This window comes from Acinetobacter sp. YH12046 (genome assembly GCF_013419905.1).
GTDB lineage: Bacteria > Pseudomonadota > Gammaproteobacteria > Pseudomonadales > Moraxellaceae > Acinetobacter.
This window is the reverse complement of record NZ_VOZF01000002.1, coordinates 154,262-172,553: the sequence shown is the minus strand read 5'-3', so window position 1 is coordinate 172,553 and position 18,292 is coordinate 154,262. Positions and strand designations below refer to the sequence as shown.

General features: G+C 41.9%; 15 protein-coding genes. 7 read left to right on the top strand and 8 right to left on the bottom strand.

What is annotated here, in order from left to right; genetic code table 11:
• Positions 1 to 72 precede the first annotated feature (72 nt).
• On the bottom strand, positions 73 to 726 hold the full coding sequence (nfsB, locus tag FTU03_RS02575; RefSeq protein WP_166136614.1) for an oxygen-insensitive NAD(P)H nitroreductase: 654 nt from the start codon (positions 724 to 726) through the stop codon (positions 73 to 75).
• Positions 727 to 971: 245 nt separating this feature from the next.
• Here nfsB and hpaI point away from each other — a divergent pair, with 245 nt between their 5' ends.
• Together hpaI and FTU03_RS02565 are read left to right on the top strand one after the other, a co-directional pair.
• Positions 972 to 1,766: a 4-hydroxy-2-oxoheptanedioate aldolase gene (hpaI, locus tag FTU03_RS02570; protein ID WP_179992320.1), complete on the top strand. Its 795-nt coding sequence runs from the start codon at positions 972 to 974 to the stop codon at positions 1,764 to 1,766.
• A gap of 652 nt (positions 1,767 to 2,418) precedes the next feature.
• Positions 2,419 to 2,637 carry a hypothetical protein gene (locus FTU03_RS02565; protein ID WP_004786100.1) on the top strand — a complete coding sequence of 73 codons (219 nt, stop codon included), beginning with the start codon at positions 2,419 to 2,421 and terminating at the stop codon, positions 2,635 to 2,637.
• Between the two features lie 37 nt (positions 2,638 to 2,674).
• Here FTU03_RS02565 and FTU03_RS02560 read toward each other — a convergent pair whose 3' ends face one another.
• Positions 2,675 to 3,400, bottom strand: coding sequence for a UDP-2,3-diacylglucosamine diphosphatase (locus FTU03_RS02560; protein WP_179992321.1), 726 nt, complete (start codon positions 3,398 to 3,400; stop codon positions 2,675 to 2,677).
• Positions 3,401 to 3,554: 154 nt separating this feature from the next.
• Positions 3,555 to 4,064, bottom strand: a complete 510-nt coding sequence (locus tag FTU03_RS02555; protein WP_004786097.1) for a peptidylprolyl isomerase — start codon at positions 4,062 to 4,064, stop codon at positions 3,555 to 3,557.
• A gap of 430 nt (positions 4,065 to 4,494) precedes the next feature.
• On the opposite strand from FTU03_RS02555, the gene FTU03_RS02550 reads away from it, so the two are divergent.
• Together FTU03_RS02550 and FTU03_RS02545 are read left to right on the top strand one after the other, a co-directional pair.
• The gene (locus tag FTU03_RS02550) at positions 4,495 to 6,222 is read left to right on the top strand and encodes a glutamine--tRNA ligase/YqeY domain fusion protein (protein WP_179992322.1); all 1,728 of its coding nucleotides are present in this window, start codon (positions 4,495 to 4,497) and stop codon (positions 6,220 to 6,222) included.
• Positions 6,223 to 6,288: 66 nt separating this feature from the next.
• A complete protein-coding gene (locus FTU03_RS02545) occupies positions 6,289 to 7,200 on the top strand; it encodes a bestrophin family protein (protein ID WP_166136623.1) in 912 nt (303 codons plus the stop codon).
• A gap of 117 nt (positions 7,201 to 7,317) precedes the next feature.
• On the opposite strand, the gene FTU03_RS02540 is transcribed toward FTU03_RS02545, so the two are convergent.
• The 4 genes from FTU03_RS02540 to putA all read right to left on the bottom strand — a co-directional run bounded on the left by FTU03_RS02540 (position 7,318) and on the right by putA (position 13,743).
• The gene (locus tag FTU03_RS02540; RefSeq protein WP_125278319.1) at positions 7,318 to 7,881 is read right to left on the bottom strand and encodes a lecithin retinol acyltransferase family protein; all 564 of its coding nucleotides are present in this window, start codon (positions 7,879 to 7,881) and stop codon (positions 7,318 to 7,320) included.
• 381 nt (positions 7,882 to 8,262) lie between these two features.
• The gene (locus FTU03_RS02535) at positions 8,263 to 8,487 is read right to left on the bottom strand and encodes a hypothetical protein (RefSeq protein WP_004786091.1); all 225 of its coding nucleotides are present in this window, start codon (positions 8,485 to 8,487) and stop codon (positions 8,263 to 8,265) included.
• A 241-nt stretch (positions 8,488 to 8,728) separates the two neighbouring features.
• Positions 8,729 to 9,811, bottom strand: a complete 1,083-nt coding sequence (gene trmA / locus FTU03_RS02530) for a tRNA (uridine(54)-C5)-methyltransferase TrmA (protein WP_179992323.1) — start codon at positions 9,809 to 9,811, stop codon at positions 8,729 to 8,731.
• Between the two features lie 179 nt (positions 9,812 to 9,990).
• Positions 9,991 to 13,743, bottom strand: a complete 3,753-nt coding sequence (gene putA / locus FTU03_RS02525; protein ID WP_179992324.1) for a trifunctional transcriptional regulator/proline dehydrogenase/L-glutamate gamma-semialdehyde dehydrogenase — start codon at positions 13,741 to 13,743, stop codon at positions 9,991 to 9,993.
• Positions 13,744 to 13,861: 118 nt separating this feature from the next.
• Here putA and FTU03_RS02520 point away from each other — a divergent pair, with 118 nt between their 5' ends.
• Entirely contained in the window at positions 13,862 to 14,359 is a 498-nt protein-coding gene (locus FTU03_RS02520) for an Lrp/AsnC ligand binding domain-containing protein (RefSeq protein WP_004786082.1), read from the top strand.
• A 54-nt stretch (positions 14,360 to 14,413) separates the two neighbouring features.
• Here FTU03_RS02520 and putP read toward each other — a convergent pair whose 3' ends face one another.
• On the bottom strand, positions 14,414 to 15,928 hold the full coding sequence (gene putP / locus FTU03_RS02515; protein ID WP_179992325.1) for a sodium/proline symporter PutP: 1,515 nt from the start codon (positions 15,926 to 15,928) through the stop codon (positions 14,414 to 14,416).
• Between the two features lie 413 nt (positions 15,929 to 16,341).
• Here putP and aspA point away from each other — a divergent pair, with 413 nt between their 5' ends.
• Entirely contained in the window at positions 16,342 to 17,790 is a 1,449-nt protein-coding gene (aspA, locus tag FTU03_RS02510; protein WP_179992326.1) for an aspartate ammonia-lyase, read from the top strand.
• A gap of 124 nt (positions 17,791 to 17,914) precedes the next feature.
• Positions 17,915 to 18,274, top strand: coding sequence for a hypothetical protein (locus FTU03_RS02505; protein WP_179992327.1), 360 nt, complete (start codon positions 17,915 to 17,917; stop codon positions 18,272 to 18,274).
• Positions 18,275 to 18,292 lie beyond the last annotated feature (18 nt).

Sequence of the window (18,292 nt, the reverse complement as noted above, 5' to 3'; positions counted from 1 at the left end):
GAGAATAAAGCAAAAATTAGGCCCGAATTGACAAGAAAAGGGGCACTAGACCCCTTTTATACCATAAAATGCTTACAGTTTGGTGAAAATATCTTCAGCTTGCAGACGAGATTTAGGCAATTTGGCATTGAAATCATTTTCACTGCGATAACCTAAAGTAAGCAGTACTGATGGAATCAGGCCTTGTTCAGCTAACTGTAATTCCTCACTCAGAATGTCTTCATCAAAACCACCGATCGGTGTGGCATCAATACCTTCACTTCCTGCAGCCAGTAAGATCTGTCCCAATGCAATAAAGGTCTGGTTTTCTGCCCAGCGCTGAATATCGCCTTTTTCATTACGATAATAATGTACATAGCCGGTACGGGTATTCTTTTGACCTTCTTTGGCGCTCTCATCTTTAAAACGACCACTGAGATCATCACGATTTAACAGATTGTCCAGATGTAACTCGTCAATATCGGCTTTGGTACAAAATAAAATGGTATGTGAAGAGTCCAGCACTTTGGGAGCATTGTAGGCATAAGTTCCAACTAGTGCTTTGGCAATACGCTGTTTAGCGGCATCATTGTCGGCAATAAAAAAATGCCAGGGCTGAATGTTAATCGAAGATGGCGTCAGGCGTAAGATTTCTAATAAACGTTCAAATTGTTCTGCTGGAACCTTCTTGTTAGGGTCATAAGCTTTAGTGGTATAACGGGTTTGAGCGATCTTGAGTAAATCCATTGATGGACTCCAATCTTTTGATAAGGCGTTTAGAAATATGCTTTAGGCATCTAGATTTTTCTGATCAAAAGATTATTACAATAAAAACATCATCGGCAAAGTTTATATTTATATAATCTTGAGTGAAATTTTATGAAAAACTAAGAGTTAAATCAGATAAAAAGCAAGCTTTTGTATATTGGCAGTTTCTGGTAACAGGAGTTTAATAAGGACTTCAGGCAATAGCATGCAAGATAGGTGGGCCGATGCAATATACCAATTACTTTAAACGTAAATTAAAGACGCAGCAGCAAATTGGCTTGTGGGTCGGACTGGCTGACGCGTATGGAACAGAAATTGCGGCAAATGCAGGCTATGACTGGCTCTTGATTGATGGCGAGCATGCCCCAAGCGATTTAAGAACAACGCTCTCTCAATTACAGAGTATCGCTGCTTATCCATCTCAAGCTGTAGTACGCCCACCAATCGGCAGTGTACAACTGATCAAGCAGTTACTGGATATTGGCGCACAGACCTTATTGATTCCTATGGTAGAAACTGTGGAGCAGGCCGAATTAATGGTCAAAGCAGTCCGTTATCCACCGGAAGGAATTCGTGGTGTGGGTGCTGCGCTGGCACGTGCGACACGCTGGAACAGTATCCCGAATTATTATCAGACTGCTCATGAAAATATCTGTTTGTTAATTCAGATTGAATCGGTGACAGGTCTGGAAAATCTGGATGAAATCCTCAAGATTGAGGGGATTGATGGTGTATTTATTGGGGCGGTAGATCTTTCAGCGACTATGGGTTATCAGGGGAATCCGAACCATCCTGAAGTACAAAAAGCAGTAGTAGACGCTATTCAGCGGATTCGTGCATCAGGTAAGGCTGCTGGGATTTTATCGACGCAGCATGAAGCTACCCAGAAATATTTGGGCATTGGAACTGAGTTCGTTGCAGTAGGGGTTGATACCAGTGTTCTGATGAATTCGCTTCGTGAACTTTTGGCGAAATATAAACCTGATGCTGAAGTCATCAAGTCAGAAGGCGGTTATTGATTATAAAAATATCAGAGAGTCGTAAATTGTGGTTTCTCAATATTGATTACTTACATAGAAGATATTTTATAAAAGCTCTGATTTGTCAGAGCTTTTTTATTTACTTTAGCTATAGTAGTTTAAAAAATAAGATGGGTGGGATTGTAAAATGAAACCAGAAGAAATTGATATATTTTTTGAGCAGCAAAAACAGATCCATGAGCAAAAAAACAACAACGTTATCATTTAGGGCAACGTATCTTATTCGTCTTTAATGCTGACTTATACATTGCTTAGTGGATATCTGGCAGTTTTAAACTTTCTTGATTCAGGTGATTTGATCTCTGGCTTTAGTATCATGATGTTGATCGGTTTGTTTTATATGTTGAAATACTTCTTTACTGGACATTCAGATAGGCGAAAAAGCATCTGAAAAATACTACTCTTGACATATGTCATTACAATGTAATTTTGCTATTTGGTCAAAAAAGAGTTATAAGATAATTACTTTAAAGCGAATACTGTTTTCGCTGGTTTATTTTTAGCTGATTGTGATACACGAAAGACAGGTTTTCCTGTTAAAAAAACTCTAGCAAACCCAGAAATAAGATTTATTTTTAGTCTATAGCTCTCCTTGTTTAATCACAAAAAGCTCATATTATGAGTGAATATTTTGAAAAATTTAAATACATGGTCTATCGCGACCGCCATTAATGGTTGTGAAATTCAAGTCAAAGTTGTACCAATGCAACGTCAGCAAAATACCATCAATGGTATGATTATGGTCAATGTGGGCAAGATGATTGAACTTGAAAATGGTGAACAATATCCATTTAATCTGGATGGTAAAAGTTTCTATACTGGTTTTAACCAGTTATACCGTTTAAGTTAAATAAAATATAAAAAGCAACTGCTCGCAGTTGCTTTTTTTATGGGTAATACCAGATTTTTAGCTGAATGTTATGAATATCAATATCCGAGCTGCCCAGCTCTAAAATCTCAGCATAATCAGCTTTCCAATCTCCTAAAACAACTCTTTTTTTACCATTTACATCATGGATTGCAGCGCGGTGAGTATGTCCATGAATCAGCACATCTGCTTCTTTGAGTGCTGCTTCTACCGCAGATGGGTTTACATCCATAACCTCATAGCTTTTCAATTGCTGTGCTTCATGGCTTTTCTTGCGGAAACCGTTGGCGAGTCTGGCTCGAAAGCTAAGAGGCATTTTTCTTAAAAAACCTAACATCCAGGGATGACGGATGATTTTTCTGAAACGTTGATAGGACACATCATCGGTACAGAGTGCATCGCCATGTTCGATCCGGTATCGGATCGAACCGATATTTAAACTGGTCATTTCAGGTAAAAGCTGTCCGGAAAATTGATCCAGAAAATCTTGGCCTAAGGCAAAGTCACGGTTACCGATGAGAAAATAGATTTGATTGCCGGCCTGGTTAAACTGTTTTAAAGCACTGACGATTTCATCCAGCCAGGGAGCAGTGTAGTCATCTCCAATCCAGGCATTGAACCAGTCGCCCAAAATATACAGTTGGGTATTTTTATGCTGATAAGCTGCTAATAAATCTAAAAACCCCCGAACGAGTCGAGGGTGATCAGGTGACAAATGTAAATCTGAGATAAACAGATAGGTCACGAATCTTTTCCTTATTTTTTAATCCCTCCCGACCTCCCTTTCTTGCGTTTCGTTTTAAAAGCAGTGCTTTAAAACTTACTCAGGGAGGAGAAAAACCATCTTTAAAAATGGTGGTTCCCTCCTTTATTAAAGGAGGATTAGGGAGGATTTAAAATTACTCAGAAATGATTTTTGCAGATTCGATCACAACGTTCTCTAGAGGAACGTCAGCGTGGTAGCCACGGTTGCCAGTGCGAACACCTTTGATTGCATCAACAACATCCATGCCTTCAACTACTTTACCAAATACGGCATAACCCCAACCTTGTGCAGTTTTGCCAGTATGGTTAAGGAAAGAGTTGTTTTTCACGTTAATGAAGAATTGAGCAGAAGCAGAGTGAGGTGCTTGAGTACGTGCCATTGCAATGGTGCCTACATCGTTGCTTAAACCGTTGTCAGCTTCGTTTTCAATCGCATCACGTGTTGCTTTTTCTTTGAAGTTTTCATCCATGCCGCCGCCCTGGATCATGAAACCATCAATAACGCGGTGGAAAATTACGCCGTCATAAAAACCGTCACGTACATATTGCAAGAAGTTAGCTACTGTTTTAGGTGCTTTTTCAGCGTTTAATTCAAGAACAATACGACCTTTATTGGTGTTTAATTCGACTTGAGGAAAACTCATTGTGTAATCTCCTAATCATGGACTAATGCCATGGTTTTTTCTGAATGAAGGAAGCATAAGCAAACTACAATCGACAAGGCAAGCAAAAACATAATTTTCTTTGTTAAAAACATAAAAATCGTATCTTATTTATGCATTGATTTACAAAGTCATTTCTTCGAGATCATGCGTCTTCATAAAGCTTGTCTGACCCTAAGAGCATGCACTGATCTGCTGGCTCAGTCAAAAGCGGATATTTTACGATTTGGTAAGCTATTGTATTTTCCAATTTGAAAATGAACGAATTGAAATCAAATACCTAAGTTAACGGTTGAGAGATCATTCACCTATAGTTAAACTAAAGAACCTTTATTTAGTGAATACAGTTAGACCGCGTGAGCTACTGCATATTCATTAATCCCTTTTTAACTTTAGAAGTGAATGATTAATCATGAAGCCAAATGATGTTGTGACGTCTCTGCCCGACAACCCGACCCAAAATAAGAATGCAGTCGATTCAGTGCAGCAGCAGGAACAACAACCAGGCTTAGACTTTGTACGTCAGGTGATTACTGACGATCTAGCAGCTGGTCGTACCCAGCAAGTGGTCACCCGTTTCCCGCCTGAACCAAATGGTTATTTGCATATTGGTCATGTAAAAGCGATCTGCCTGAACTTTGGTATTGCTGAAGAATTTGGTGGCCTGTGCAACCTGCGTTTTGATGATACCAACCCCGATGCAGAAGAGCAGGAATATGTGGATGGTATTGCCAATGATGTGAAATGGCTGGGCTTCCAGTGGAATGGTGAACCACGCTATGCATCAAGCTATTTTGATCAGTTATATGCATGGGCAATTCAACTGATTGAACAGGGCGATGCCTATGTGGATCTGCAAACTCCGGAAGAGATCAAGCTAAACCGCGGTAACTTTGTAGAGCCAGGTAAAAACTCGCCACAACGCGATGCGACTGTGGAAGAAAACCTTGAGCGTTTCGAGAAAATGCGTACTGGTGAATATGCTGAAGGCGAAGCGGTATTGCGTGCCAAGATAGATATGAACTCACCAAATGTGCATATGCGTGATCCAATCCTGTATCGTATTCTGCATTCTGCGCATCACCAAACTGGCGATAAATGGAAAATTTATCCAATGTACGACTATGCGCATCCATTATCAGATGCGATTGAAGGCATTACGCATTCACTTTGTACACTGGAATTCCAGGATCACCGTCCATTCTACGACTGGGTGGTGGAAAAAGTTAAATCGCCATCAGTTCCACGTCAATACGAATCTAGCCGTCTGAATGTTGATTACACCATCACTTCTAAACGTAAGCTGCGTAAGCTGGTTGAAGGCGGTTATGTCAATGGGTGGGATGATCCACGTATGCCGACAGTTGTCGGTATGCGCCGTCGCGGTTTCACGCCTGAAGGTCTACGTGATTTCTGTAAGCGTGTAGGTGTGTCTAAAGTCGATGGCAGTATCGTTGATGTAGCAATGCTTGAATATTGCATCCGTCAATCTTTAGAAAATACTGCAGCTCGCGGTATGGCAGTATTGAATCCACTGAAAGTGACTTTAACCAATTTGCCAGCGGATATGGATCTGACTCATTCACGTCATCCAAACGTAGATATGGGCGAACGTATTATTCCGCTCACTTCAGAAATCTATATCGACCATAAAGACTTTGAAGAAGAGCCACCTAAAGGCTTCAAACGCCTAATCCCGGGTGGTGAAGTGCGTCTTCGTCATGCTTATGTCATCAAATGTGATGAAGTGATTAAAGATGCGAACGGTGAAGTGGTTGAATTGAAATGCTCAATCGATCCTGAAACTTTAGGTAAAAATCCTGAAGGCCGTAAAGTAAAAGGTGTAGTTCACTGGGTATCTGCAACCAAAGGTATTCCTGCCGAAGTTCGCATTTACGATCGTCTGTTCACTGAATCTGATCCAGAAACTGGGGATGACTTCCTGGCGAATCTGAACCCTGAATCATTGAAAGTGGTTCAAGCAGTTATTGAGCCTGCGCTGGCTGAGGCAAAACCGGAAGATCGTTTCCAGTTTGAACGTGAAGGCTATTTCGTAGCGGATCAATATGATCATACCAGCGACAAACCAGTGTTCAACCGTATTCTAGATTTGAAAGACAGCTTTAAACCTGGCAAATAATTTAAGCGAAATCCCTAAAAAGCCCAACTCCGGTTGGGCTTTTTCAATCGTGGCAGGAAAGAATGAATGATTGTTCGTGATAAAAGTAATAGCTTTAGTCTGCTGTTTGCATGGCATGGCACAATTTTGCCTAAAGTTCTGCCTGCCTTGGGGCTGGTAATTTTTCTTTCAGGCTTGCTGGTCTATCTGCGTCAGGCGCATTTTTTTAGCTTTCCTGCAGTGCCGGCCATAGGCTTTACCATCTTCGGGGTGATTCTGTCGATTTTTCTCAGCTTTCGTAACACCGCCTGTTATGACCGTTGGTGGGAAGGGCGCAAGCTGTGGGGAGCGCTGATTGCTACGACACGTCATTTATGCCGTGATAGCTATGTCCTTGATGATCAGTCACGTGAAATCCTGTTGTATCGAATGATGCTGTTTACTCATTTATTACGTGACCGTTTGAGACAGAAGCAGCAAAGTATTCAGCATTACCAAGCCCACACTAATTTTGAAGTTGCTGCATTTGATCAATTGCCCACGCATATCAATGCATCACAATGGGTACTGGAACAAATCCAGAAAGATTTGGTTCTGCTCTATAAACAAGGCAAGATTACAGACATTATTTATAACAATCTGAATCAGCATACAGTGGCTTTAGGCGATATACAGGCGGGTTGTGACCGGATCCTGTCGACGCCGTTACCATTTTCCTATTCGGTGCTGTTGCATCGTGCTGTTTATTCTTTCTGTTTTATCCTGCCATTTAGTCTGGAAGCCAGTCTTGGTTTATGGACTCCGATTCTAGTCGGCCTGATTGCCTATATGCTGTTAGGGTTAGATGAACTGAGTGCGGAACTGGAAGAGCCTTTTGGATTTCAGGATAATGATCTGCCTTTAGACTCTATTGTAAGATTGATCGAACGTGAAACCCTGAGTTCTTTAGGACAAGAATTACCTGAAGCGATTAAAGCTAAAAAAGCTTATTTAACTTAGGTTTAAACTGATTTTATTGAAAAGCTAATCATTAAATAAATTAAATGAAAATCATCTTATTTTTAAATTATTTTTGAGTGGCTGGCTTAAAAATTTTAAAAGCAAGAAACTATGACCCTAGCGATGTTTTAAATGATTGCCAAGATCTGGGCTATTGTTTTTAACCTGCTCATGTAGCTCACGATATTGCTCTAAACGTTGTTTGGCCTTGTCACGTAGCTTTTTCTTGATATAGAGAGCTAGAGCGAAACAGGTGGTCGTCAAGGTCAGGAAAAGGCTATTCATAAAGCTCATCATGGAGCTGATATAACCGATCGTCGTCAGGCGATTCATCATCTGAATGACTTGTGGGCTGCTTTCTACACCAGTGATTGCCCAGGTACAGAGATGTTCACAATTATTGATAATCAGGTGATAGTTATTTTCATGCATTCTGGAACGCATACGACGAACCACTTTACGGCCTTTGTATTTTGCTGAGGCATAATACTGGATCTGAATCGGTTTGCCATTGCTGAATTTCTCAATTGAGGTGATTTCAATTGGATGCTTTTTAAATAAATGTGCAAAACCGGAATAGTGGATGACACGACCACGCCCGGCATAAATCCCGTGATGAGTATAACCGAAATGTTTAACCATAAGATGCGCACCTATGGGAAACCGTTTAGTTCGCTGCATGTAAAGATTAAGCCATTTAATAACAAGTGTATTTTAAACAGCAAGTGTACTGTTTTTTTGTGAATTAATCGATGTTTTAGAACTTAATTCTATCCAGAATTCGTTGTCTAGACAGTCATCCTTAAATTTCTCGAACCTTATAAATGCTGTATGTGAACTGATTGGATAGATCTAAAATTATAATGTTTAAATAGCCTAAGTAAATATGAAAAGTCATTTATCTGCATATTTGAAAAGAAATAAAGATATAGACACTTAGGTTTAGATAGAAGGAGTAGGTTCCACCTGATTAAAAGCAAAGAAGGGTAGGCAAAAATCCAAATGATAGATATAAAAAAAGCATTTGCGTATGCAAATGCTTTTTATCAAGACCTAAGCTGCTTATTGCAGCGGCAGGTGCTGAAGTTCATTGAGTTCTTTACGGCTGTAACCGCGAGAAGCTAGAACTTTTTTGATTCCGATAATGATATCTTCATCAGTTGCTTTAGACAGTGCTTCAAGGAGCTGTTCATTTGTCTTGCAAGAGCAATCATTTTCAACACAAGCAATCTGGTTCTTGTGTTCATTTTGTTGTTCATCTGAAAACAACTTCTGCCAGAAACTCATAGAGCCTTCATACACAACCTAACATAGGGTGAAATATATCCAATTTAATAAATAAAGCAATAGGACCTATGTGATAAAAGCAGCAGTCAGTATTTCAAATTTTCGATTGGAGATAAGATTTTGAACGATATTATTTGATTGAAACAAGATAATTCATGCATAAGTTACTAATTTTATGTATAAAAATGGAGCTAACAAAAGCTCCATTTATGTAACAAAAAAATAAATTGAAACAATATTTTTAGCGTTTTTCCAGCAGTACGCCTGACTCTACATGGTGGGTATAAGGAAACTGATCGAACAAGGCAAACTTGGTAATTTTATGGGTTTGGGACAATTGTTTCAGATTGTCGTGTAATGTGTCCGGATTGCAAGAAATGTAGATGATTCGTTCAAAGCGCTGTAGCAGTTTCAGTGTTTCATCATCGATCCCTGCACGTGGGGGATCGACGAATACCGTATCGAAGTCATAAGTTGACAGGTCAATATTGGCTTCTTGCAGACGGCGGAAAGTACGTTCACCATTAAAAGCTTGCGTAAATTCTTCAGCAGATAGACGTGCTACCTGAATATTGTCGATACCGTTCTGCTCGATATTCCATTCAGCCGCATACACAGATGACTTGGCCAATTCAGTTGCCAATGCACGACGGAAACGGGTAGACAATGGCAGGGTAAAGTTACCATTGCCACAATACAGCTCTAACAGATCTTTGTCAGATTGCTGCGCGGCATTACATGCCCATTCCAGCATTTTCTGGCAGACTTGCGCATTCGGCTGGGTGAAGCTGCTTTCGATCTGTTTGTACTGATATTTACGGTCAAATACAGTGAGTTCTTCTACGACAAACTCATCGCTCAAGACAAATTTCTGGCCACGGCTACGACCAATCAGCTTGATCTTCAATTTTTCAGCCAGTGCTTTAGCTGCAGGTTCCCAGCTTTCATCCAGTTTACGGTGATAGATCAGGGAAACCAGTACTTCACCTTTTAGTGTTGCTAGAAAGTGGACTTCAAATAGGCGGTGGCCTAGAGTTGCATCGGCTTTGAAGGCTTCTAGCAATTGCGGCATTAAGTCATTAATACTGCGGTCAGCCACAGGGAATTCATCAATACGGATCACTTTCTTGTTATTGTTCTGATCACGTTCAAACATGGCATAGAACAGGTCATCTTCAGTATGCCAGATCCGGAATTCAGCACGCATGCGATAGTACTGTTCAGGCGACTCAAATACTTCAAGGGCAGGTGGTTGATATTCGGCAAATTGCACGCTAATGCGTTCAACTTTGACATCCAGTTGTTGCTGATAAGATGAGGTCATATGCAGTAAAAAATCGCAAATATTTTGAAAGCCAAGATGGTAGCAAAAATTTGCTGTTCTGCCTAAGGCTATTCAGGGAAACAGGCTGGAAAAGCTGTTAAAAAAAGGCCAAATCTTCAAAGGGGAGAGATTTGACCATAAGAGGAAAGGGATTAAAATAATTTAAGTACTAAAGCTGTTTATAGGCCTGACATGGTCATGAGACTAGCATTACCACCTGCAGCTGCGGTATTGATACTGATTGCATGTTCAATCACGAAACGCTCCACTGGAATCTCATAATTTCCAGAGCTTAAATGCGTGATACCTACAATAGCTCCTTGTCGTCTTGTAATACGTTGCTGCAAATCCATCAATGCAGTGGTCTCGCCATGATGCAGTACAGCCTCAAAATCACCTGATTCAATATCTTTGATAACTTTAATAGCTTTCACCACACTCGCGGGCATGCTTTGCAGATACTTGAGTATAAAAGTATTGTCTGCGAGTACGGCCGGGCGGCTACCAACCGATAAGATCGCCAAGATTTGCTGAATCTGATCCATATCATTTTCTGCTAGAGAGAGCACACTCTCACGCGGCAAGATCATGTACTGGTTTTCTTCACCCGTTGGACCTTGCAGGCTAAAGCTATGTCCCGTTGCAATCTGAGCAGGAGCTTGCAAAGAAACCCGTGGAAAAGTCTTGCTTACCCAATCCTTAAAATCTTGCGACACCGGATTTTTAAGTAGTGCCTGAGCAGACTGCATCGCATAAGGCTGAGCCAGTTTCTTCTCAGACACCTGATGCATTAAACGGTAGATATAAAGTGGACCACCGGCTTTCGGACCAGTCCCAGACAGACCTTCACCACCAAAGGGCTGTACACCCACCACAGCACCGACAATATTTCGGTTGATATACAAGTTCCCGACATGTGCTTTTGAAATTACAGTCTGCATGGTTTCATCGATCCGGGTATGTAGGCCCATAGTCAGGCCATATCCTTTGCTGTTGATCTGATCTAGTAGTTGTGGCAGCTCGCCGGCTTTATAGCTAATCAGATGTAGTACTGGACCAAAGATTTCACGCTCAAGATCATTTAAATTCGGCAGTTCAATCAAGGTCGGTGGAATAAAAGTCCCTTGAGCCAGATCAGAAGCATCTTGATTAAACATCAGCTGATGAACTTGATGACCTTTACTGCGCATCTGATCAATATGTTTCTGGATATTCTGCTGTGCTTCGGCATCAATCACTGGACCAATATCGGTTTTGAGTAGAACCGGATTGCCGACACGTAGCTGTTGCATGGCTCCTTGTAGCATCTTACGCACAGTATCCAGATTGTCTTCCTGCACACAGAGTACACGCAGGGCAGAACAGCGCTGACCAGCACTATCAAAAGCTGAGTTAACTACATCCAGCACAACCTGTTCGGTGAGCGCTGATGAATCTACGATCATGGCATTCTGACCACCAGTTTCGGCAATTAAAGTGACGCTTTCGCCAAACTGATTCAGTCGTTCTGCTACGGTCTTCTGTAGAATTTTTGCTACTTCAGTAGAACCGGTAAACATGATGCCTTGGATGCGTGAATCTTGGCTGAGTTGAGCTCCAATGGTTTCACCACGACCCGGTAATAATTGCAGTACATCTTGTGGAATACCCGCTTCCCAGAGAATCTGCACAGCTTGAGCGGCAATCAACGGAGTCTGTTCAGCAGGTTTTGCGATGACTGTATTGCCAGCAACCAATGCCGCCGAAATCTGTCCGGTAAAGATCGCTAACGGGAAGTTCCAAGGACTAATGCAGAGTACAGTTCCTAAAGGCTGAATATGTACATCATTAGACAGGTCCAGCATCTGGCCAGCATAATAGCGCAGGAAGTCAATTGCTTCGCGAACTTCCGCAATCGCATTGGCATAAGTTTTACCGGCTTCACGAGACAGAAGGACCATCAGTGGTAACAGACGTTCCTGCATCAGGTCAGCGGCTTTATTGAGACAGGCAGCACGTTCATTCTTTGGCAAGTTGCTCCAGAAACTTTGTGCATTTACGGCCTGAGTCAGGGCTATTTCAGCCTGTTCAGTCGTTGCTTCATATACAGTACCCACCACATCTTGATGCTGGGCTGGGTTGATAATCTGTACAGGATGACTGTTAATTTCTGAGAAAGCAGTACCCATTGCAGCAGCCTGGAATTGGCTATTCGCCAAGTCAGTTGCAACTTCATTTAAGGCTTGCAGGTCTGCGTCACTGGCCAGATCCAAACCGGACGAATTTGGACGCAGAGCACCGTATAAATCTTTTGGATAAGGAATCTGCGGGTGTTTGGCACCTAAGGCATTTTCTTGTTGAGCTGCTTTTAAAATGGTTTGACGCGGATTCTCAATTAGGTCTTCGACTTTTAAACTCTTGTCAGCAATGCGATTGACGAAAGAGGTATTCGCGCCATTTTCTAGCAAGCGACGAACCAGATAGGCCAGTAGGGTTTCATGGTTACCGACCGGCGCATAGATCCGGCATGGAATACCAAGTTTACCAGCCGCTTTATCACCTACCACATTTTCATATAGCGGTTCACCCATGCCATGCAGACATTGGAATTCGTATTGACCGGCATAATAGCGGTCTGGATTAGCGAGCTGATAAATCGTGGCAACAGTCTGCGCATTATGTGTCGCAAATTGTGGGTAAATATAGTCCGGTTCTGCCAGTAGTTTACGTGCGCAGGCAATATAGGATAGGTCAGTATGCACTTTACGGGTAAATACCGGATAATCAGACATACCTTCGATCTGGGCTTTCTTGATCTCGCTATCCCAATACGCACCTTTCACCAGACGAATCATCAGGCGTTTCTGGCTGCGTTTAGCCAGATCAATGATGTAATCCACGACATAGAAGCAGCGTTTCTGGTAGGCCTGAATCACAAAACCAATGCCTTTCCAGTTATCGAGTTCAGGTTCAAAACACAAGCGTTCTAAAAGCTCTAAGGAAATTTCCAGACGCTCAGTTTCTTCGGCATCAATATTCAGGCCGATATTATAGTTTTTCGCCAGAACTGCCAGATTCAGTACCTTGCTATACAGTTCATCATTCACACGATCCATTTGTGAACGTTGATAACGTGGATGCAGTGCAGACAGTTTGATGGAAATACCGGGACCGTTATAAACATCCTTATCTGTTGATGCCTTGCCGATAGCATGAATGGCGTCTTGATAGTCCTGATAATAACGCTCCGCATCTGGATCGGTCAGCGCTGCTTCACCAAGCATGTCATAAGAATATTGGAAACCTTTATCTTCTAGTCGTTCTGCATTTTTCAGGGCTTCATCAATGGTTTCGCCAGTGACAAACTGCTCACCCATCATGCGCATTGCGACGTCCACCGCTTTACGGATGATGCCACGGCCACTACGTGCTAAAAGACCGGTTAATAAACTCGACAGGCTTTTCTGCTGTGGAGTTTCCATCAGCTTTCCAGTGAGCATTAACCCCCAAGCCGCAGCATTCACAAACATCAGCTGGCTTTGACCAAGATGTTCTTTCCAGTTGCCCTGATTGATTTTGTCGCGGATCAGTAAGTCACGGGTTGCTGTATCTGGAATACGTAGTAAGGCTTCTGCCAGACACATCAAGGCAATCCCTTCCTGAGAAGAGAGCGAAAATTCCTGAAGCAGTCCTTGTACGATACCGGCTTTACCGCCTGAGCCTTTACGCTCGCGCAGGGAATGTGCCAGATCAAAAGCCAGGCACTGAATTTTATCTGTCAGTTCTGAAGAAATTTCACTATGTTCCAGCAGCGTTTCCATGCACTCGGACTCGGCACGTCGCCATGCGGTATTGATGCGCTGTTCATATTGGTTTTTATCCTTAAATTCAGCAATGTAATTCGATTGCTTCACTGCATTCGAGTGCGAATTCGGGCGTATTGTGGTGGACATAGTGACTTCCTGTACTGCGTCAATCGGTTCTTTGAGTTGAATGAGTTTTAATCTATAATCCCAAAATAATTGACGAATATCTCACTATAGTTTGTATCATTTTTAGAGAATAATTCTAATGAATAGCCCATATTTAAGCCTTGACCGAATAGATATTCGCATCCTTGATTTGCTGCAGTCTGAATCGAAAATTTCCAATATTAAACTGGCAGAGATGGTGAATCTTTCACCAACTGCGGTACTGGCGCGTGTACAAAAACTGACTAAGGAGGGATTTATTCTCGGTTATGAAGCGCGACTTAATCCAATTATGCTGAATAACGGTTTTGTGGTCTTTGTCGAAATTCTGCTGGATAAAACCACACCGAATGTGTTGGAAGAATTTTCCGAGGCGGTACAGCATATTCCCGATATCGTGGAATGTCATATGATTAGTGGCGGTTTTGATTTTGTGGTGAAAATCCGCTGTGCCAATATGGATGAATTCCGAAAAATCTCCGGTGATATTTTGTGGCAATTACCGGGGGTAAAAGAAACCCGTAGTTATCCAGTAATGGAAGTGATCAAGGAAACCCAGCAGATCAAGCTGAAAATGCCGGCTAAAGCTAAGGTATAAATTCAGACAAAACAAAAGGGACACGAAGTCCCTTTTTAATTTGAAATAGAAAGATTATTTATTCATTTCAGCCATTTCTTTCTGATATTCGGCTTTTGCCAGTTCAAAACGATTGACGACATCGTGGTTTGGCGCTTTATCCAATAGGCTCACAATCACGATACTTAGCGCTGCCAGAATAAAGCCCGGGATGATCTCGTACAGACTAGTATCACCCATATAATTTTTCCAGGCAATTACAGTCACGGCGCCCATCACCATTCCGACAATCGCGCCGTTGAGGGTCATACGTTTCCAGAACAGTGAGAAAATGATCAAAGGACCAAAGGCAGCGCCAAAGCCAGCCCAGGCATAAGCCACCAGACCCAGAACTTTACTGTTTGGATTGATGGCCAATGAAATTGCAATCAAGGCAATCACAATCACCATGCCACGACCGACCCAGATCAGTTCTTTTTGCGAAGCATTTTTACGTAGGAAACCCTTATATAAATCTTCAGTCAGGGTAGTCGAACAGACCAGTAACTGGCAGCTCAATGTACTCATAATCGCAGCCAGAATTGCCGCTAATATGATGCCTGCAATCCAAGGGTTAAACAGGATTTTGGTCAATTCCATAAACACGGTTTCAGGATTCTGGTTGACGATTGCAGCAGCAGGAAGGTCAGGATTTGCTGCAAAATAAGCAATCCCGATATAGCCCGCCGACATTGCACCCACCAGACACAGAATCATCCAGGTCATGCCGATCCGGCGTGCAGTAGGAATAGTTTTGACCGAATCTGCCGCCATAAAGCGCACCAGAATATGTGGCTGACCAAAATAGCCTAAGCCCCAAGCCAAGCTAGAAATAATCGCGACAAAACTTAGGCCTTCCAGCATATTGGATGCATGTGGACGGGCAGTTTCCAGTAGGGTGCCCACCTGTTGAGCGTTATCACCCAATGCCAGATAGGTAATGATGGGTGTAATAAGCAACGCAAAGATCATTAAGCCAGCCTGAAAGGTATCGGTCCAACTGATTGCCAGGAAGCCGCCAATACACACATACAGAATCGTGGCCACTGCACCGAGCCAAAGTGCTGTCGTGTAATCCCAGCCAAACAGGCTTTCGAACAGACGCGCACCTGCGACCATACCGGAAGCACAGTAAATTGCAAAGAACACCAGAATCACAATGGCTGATAGTAAGCGTAAGATTCGTTTCTTATCCGCAAAACGGCTGGTGAAATAATCAGGCAGGGTCAGAGCATTGTTCTGAAATTCAGTATGGGCACGCAGACGGCCAGCTACCAGTAACCAGTTCAGCCAGGCGCCAATAATCAGGCCAATCGCAATCCAGACTTCTGACAGACCGGAAAAATAGATGGCTCCGGGTAAGCCCATCAGCAGCCAGCCACTCATGTCGGATGCACCTGCGGAAAGCGCAGTCACTACACTGCCCAGACTTCGCCCACCCAGAATATATTCATCAAAATTGGACGTCGCACGATAGGCATATAAACCGATCCCAATCATGGCGACGATATAAAACATAAAAGTAATCAGTGTTGGGTTAAGCGAGCTCATAGGCAGAGTATCCTTAAATTTTAAACATCATCATCCGGGATGATTTTTGAACTGCATTCACAGGGCAGTGATTCAAACATGGTTTAAAAATTACACTCTGTAACAGTTGAGCAGCTTTTGTGTATATTTTATGTAAATTAAGAATTTTCTCATATAAATGAAGAATTAGTAGAGGGTTATAAAATACAAAGTTACACATGGTTTTGAAGAAAAATAAATAATTTTAATAAACAGTTAAATTCATTGAACTTTTGTATTTTAATTACACAATTTTACAAAAATAACAACAATCTCGAATTAGACATATTTTGTTTCAAATCCTGCTTAAATCACTTCTATTTGTTTTTAGGGCCTCTCTTCATAGTGAATGAATGCCATTCTGAATGGTGCATCATTGCTAAGAGTAATATGACATGGACAATATGTTGCAAATAGAATCAAGTCGAATTGAACAGGATTTATTGGGGAAAAAACAAATTCCCCAGCACAGCTATTATGGTATTCATACTTTGCGTGCGATTGAGAATTTTCAGATCTCAGGTCTGGCAGTAGGTCAGCAAGCACACTTTATTCGCGCATTGGCGCAAGTTAAAAAAGCAGCAGCACAAACGAATTTACATTTTCAGAAAATATCAGAACAACAAAGTAGTGCTATTCAACAAGCCTGTGATGAATTAATTCATCAACCTCAGGACTGGCAGGAGGCATTTCCGCTTGATCCTTATCAGGGTGGAGCTGGTACTTCTATCAATATGAATGCGAATGAGGTTATTGCAAATCGGGCGCTAGAATTGCTCGGGCATCGTAAAGGCGATTACCATATCCTGCATCCAAATGATCATGTGAATACTTCACAATCAACCAATGATGTCTATCCCACGGCACTACGTCTAGCGACTTATACACGTCTGGATGAACTGCTTCATGTACAAAAATCGTTGATTGATACTTTATATAGCAAGTCATCAGAGTTTCAATATGTGATCAAGATGGGGCGTACCCAGTTACAGGATGCAGTCCCAATGACTCTGGAACAGGAATTCCGTGCTTTCGCAACCTTATTAAAAGAAGACCTGAAGCTGATTGAGCAAATGCGTCAGTTATTGCTGGAAGTGAATCTGGGTGCGACCGCCATTGGAACCGGCGTGAATACTCCAGATGGTTATGCCAAACATGCAGTACAAACTTTAGCGAAAATTACTGGCCTACCTTTAAAAGGCGCGGAAGATTATGTCGAAGCGACCAGCGATTGCGGCGTGTTTATTATTCTATCAAGCAGCCTGAAACGTCTGGCTGTTAAATTATCCAAGATCTGTAATGACTTGCGTCTTTTAAGTTCTGGCCCGCGTACCGGTCTAGCGGAAATCCGTTTGCCAGAATTACAGGCGGGTTCTTCTATCATGCCAGCTAAGGTCAATCCGGTTATTCCAGAAGTAGTCAATCAGATTGCATTTCGTGTGATTGGTAATGACCTGACTGTGACAATGGCAGCAGAAGCAGGGCAATTACAGCTTAATGTTATGGAGCCGGTCATTGCAGTATCCTTAAATGAATCCATCCAATTATTAACTCAAGGTATGCAGACCCTACAACAAAAATGTATTGCCGGGATTCAGGCCAATGAACAGAACTGTTTAAATGCAGTGATGCGCAGTATCGGGATTATCACCTTACTGGAACCACTTTTAGGTCATGCCACTTGTGATGAAATTGGCAAGCAATGTATTCGTGAAAATAAAACTGTACCCGAAGTGGTGCTGGAACTGGGTTTGTTAAGTGAAATTCAGCTGGATGAAATTTTTGCCTTTGAAAATCTGGTTTCAGAAGTCCCAATGATGAATCAATGGGAACAGGTATCCTGAAAGTTTAAGGATGAGCCGAATATAGATTCGTGCTGATTTTAACCATTTGCCTCAAATCCCGTCTGTGGGTTTGGGGCATTTTCATCTAGACTATATCGATGACACAATGAATTGAGTGCATAGCATGTTTGATAAAATCAGCAACTTATTTAAATCAAATAAACCTGATCCGGCTCAGATTTTTCTGGAAGAGAATCATATCCAATATGTAGAAGGGACTGGCTATATTGTGGATGGGATTAATTTAAATCAGGAGCTGGGTGAGCGACTGGAATATTTGTCTAACCGACGCATGAAAACTTTTGATGATTTAAAAGCGCTATATTCAACTGCAATGATCATTAATGAAAAAATTGATCTGGAAATTGCCAATCAGCGTTTTAATGCAAGATTAGGAAATACTGAAGAAAACCTGCTGCAATTCAAAGCAATTGTGAAAAAGTTGAATGACTATTATCGTAACTTTTTACGTGATAAAAAATAACTGAATCATAGGCTGATT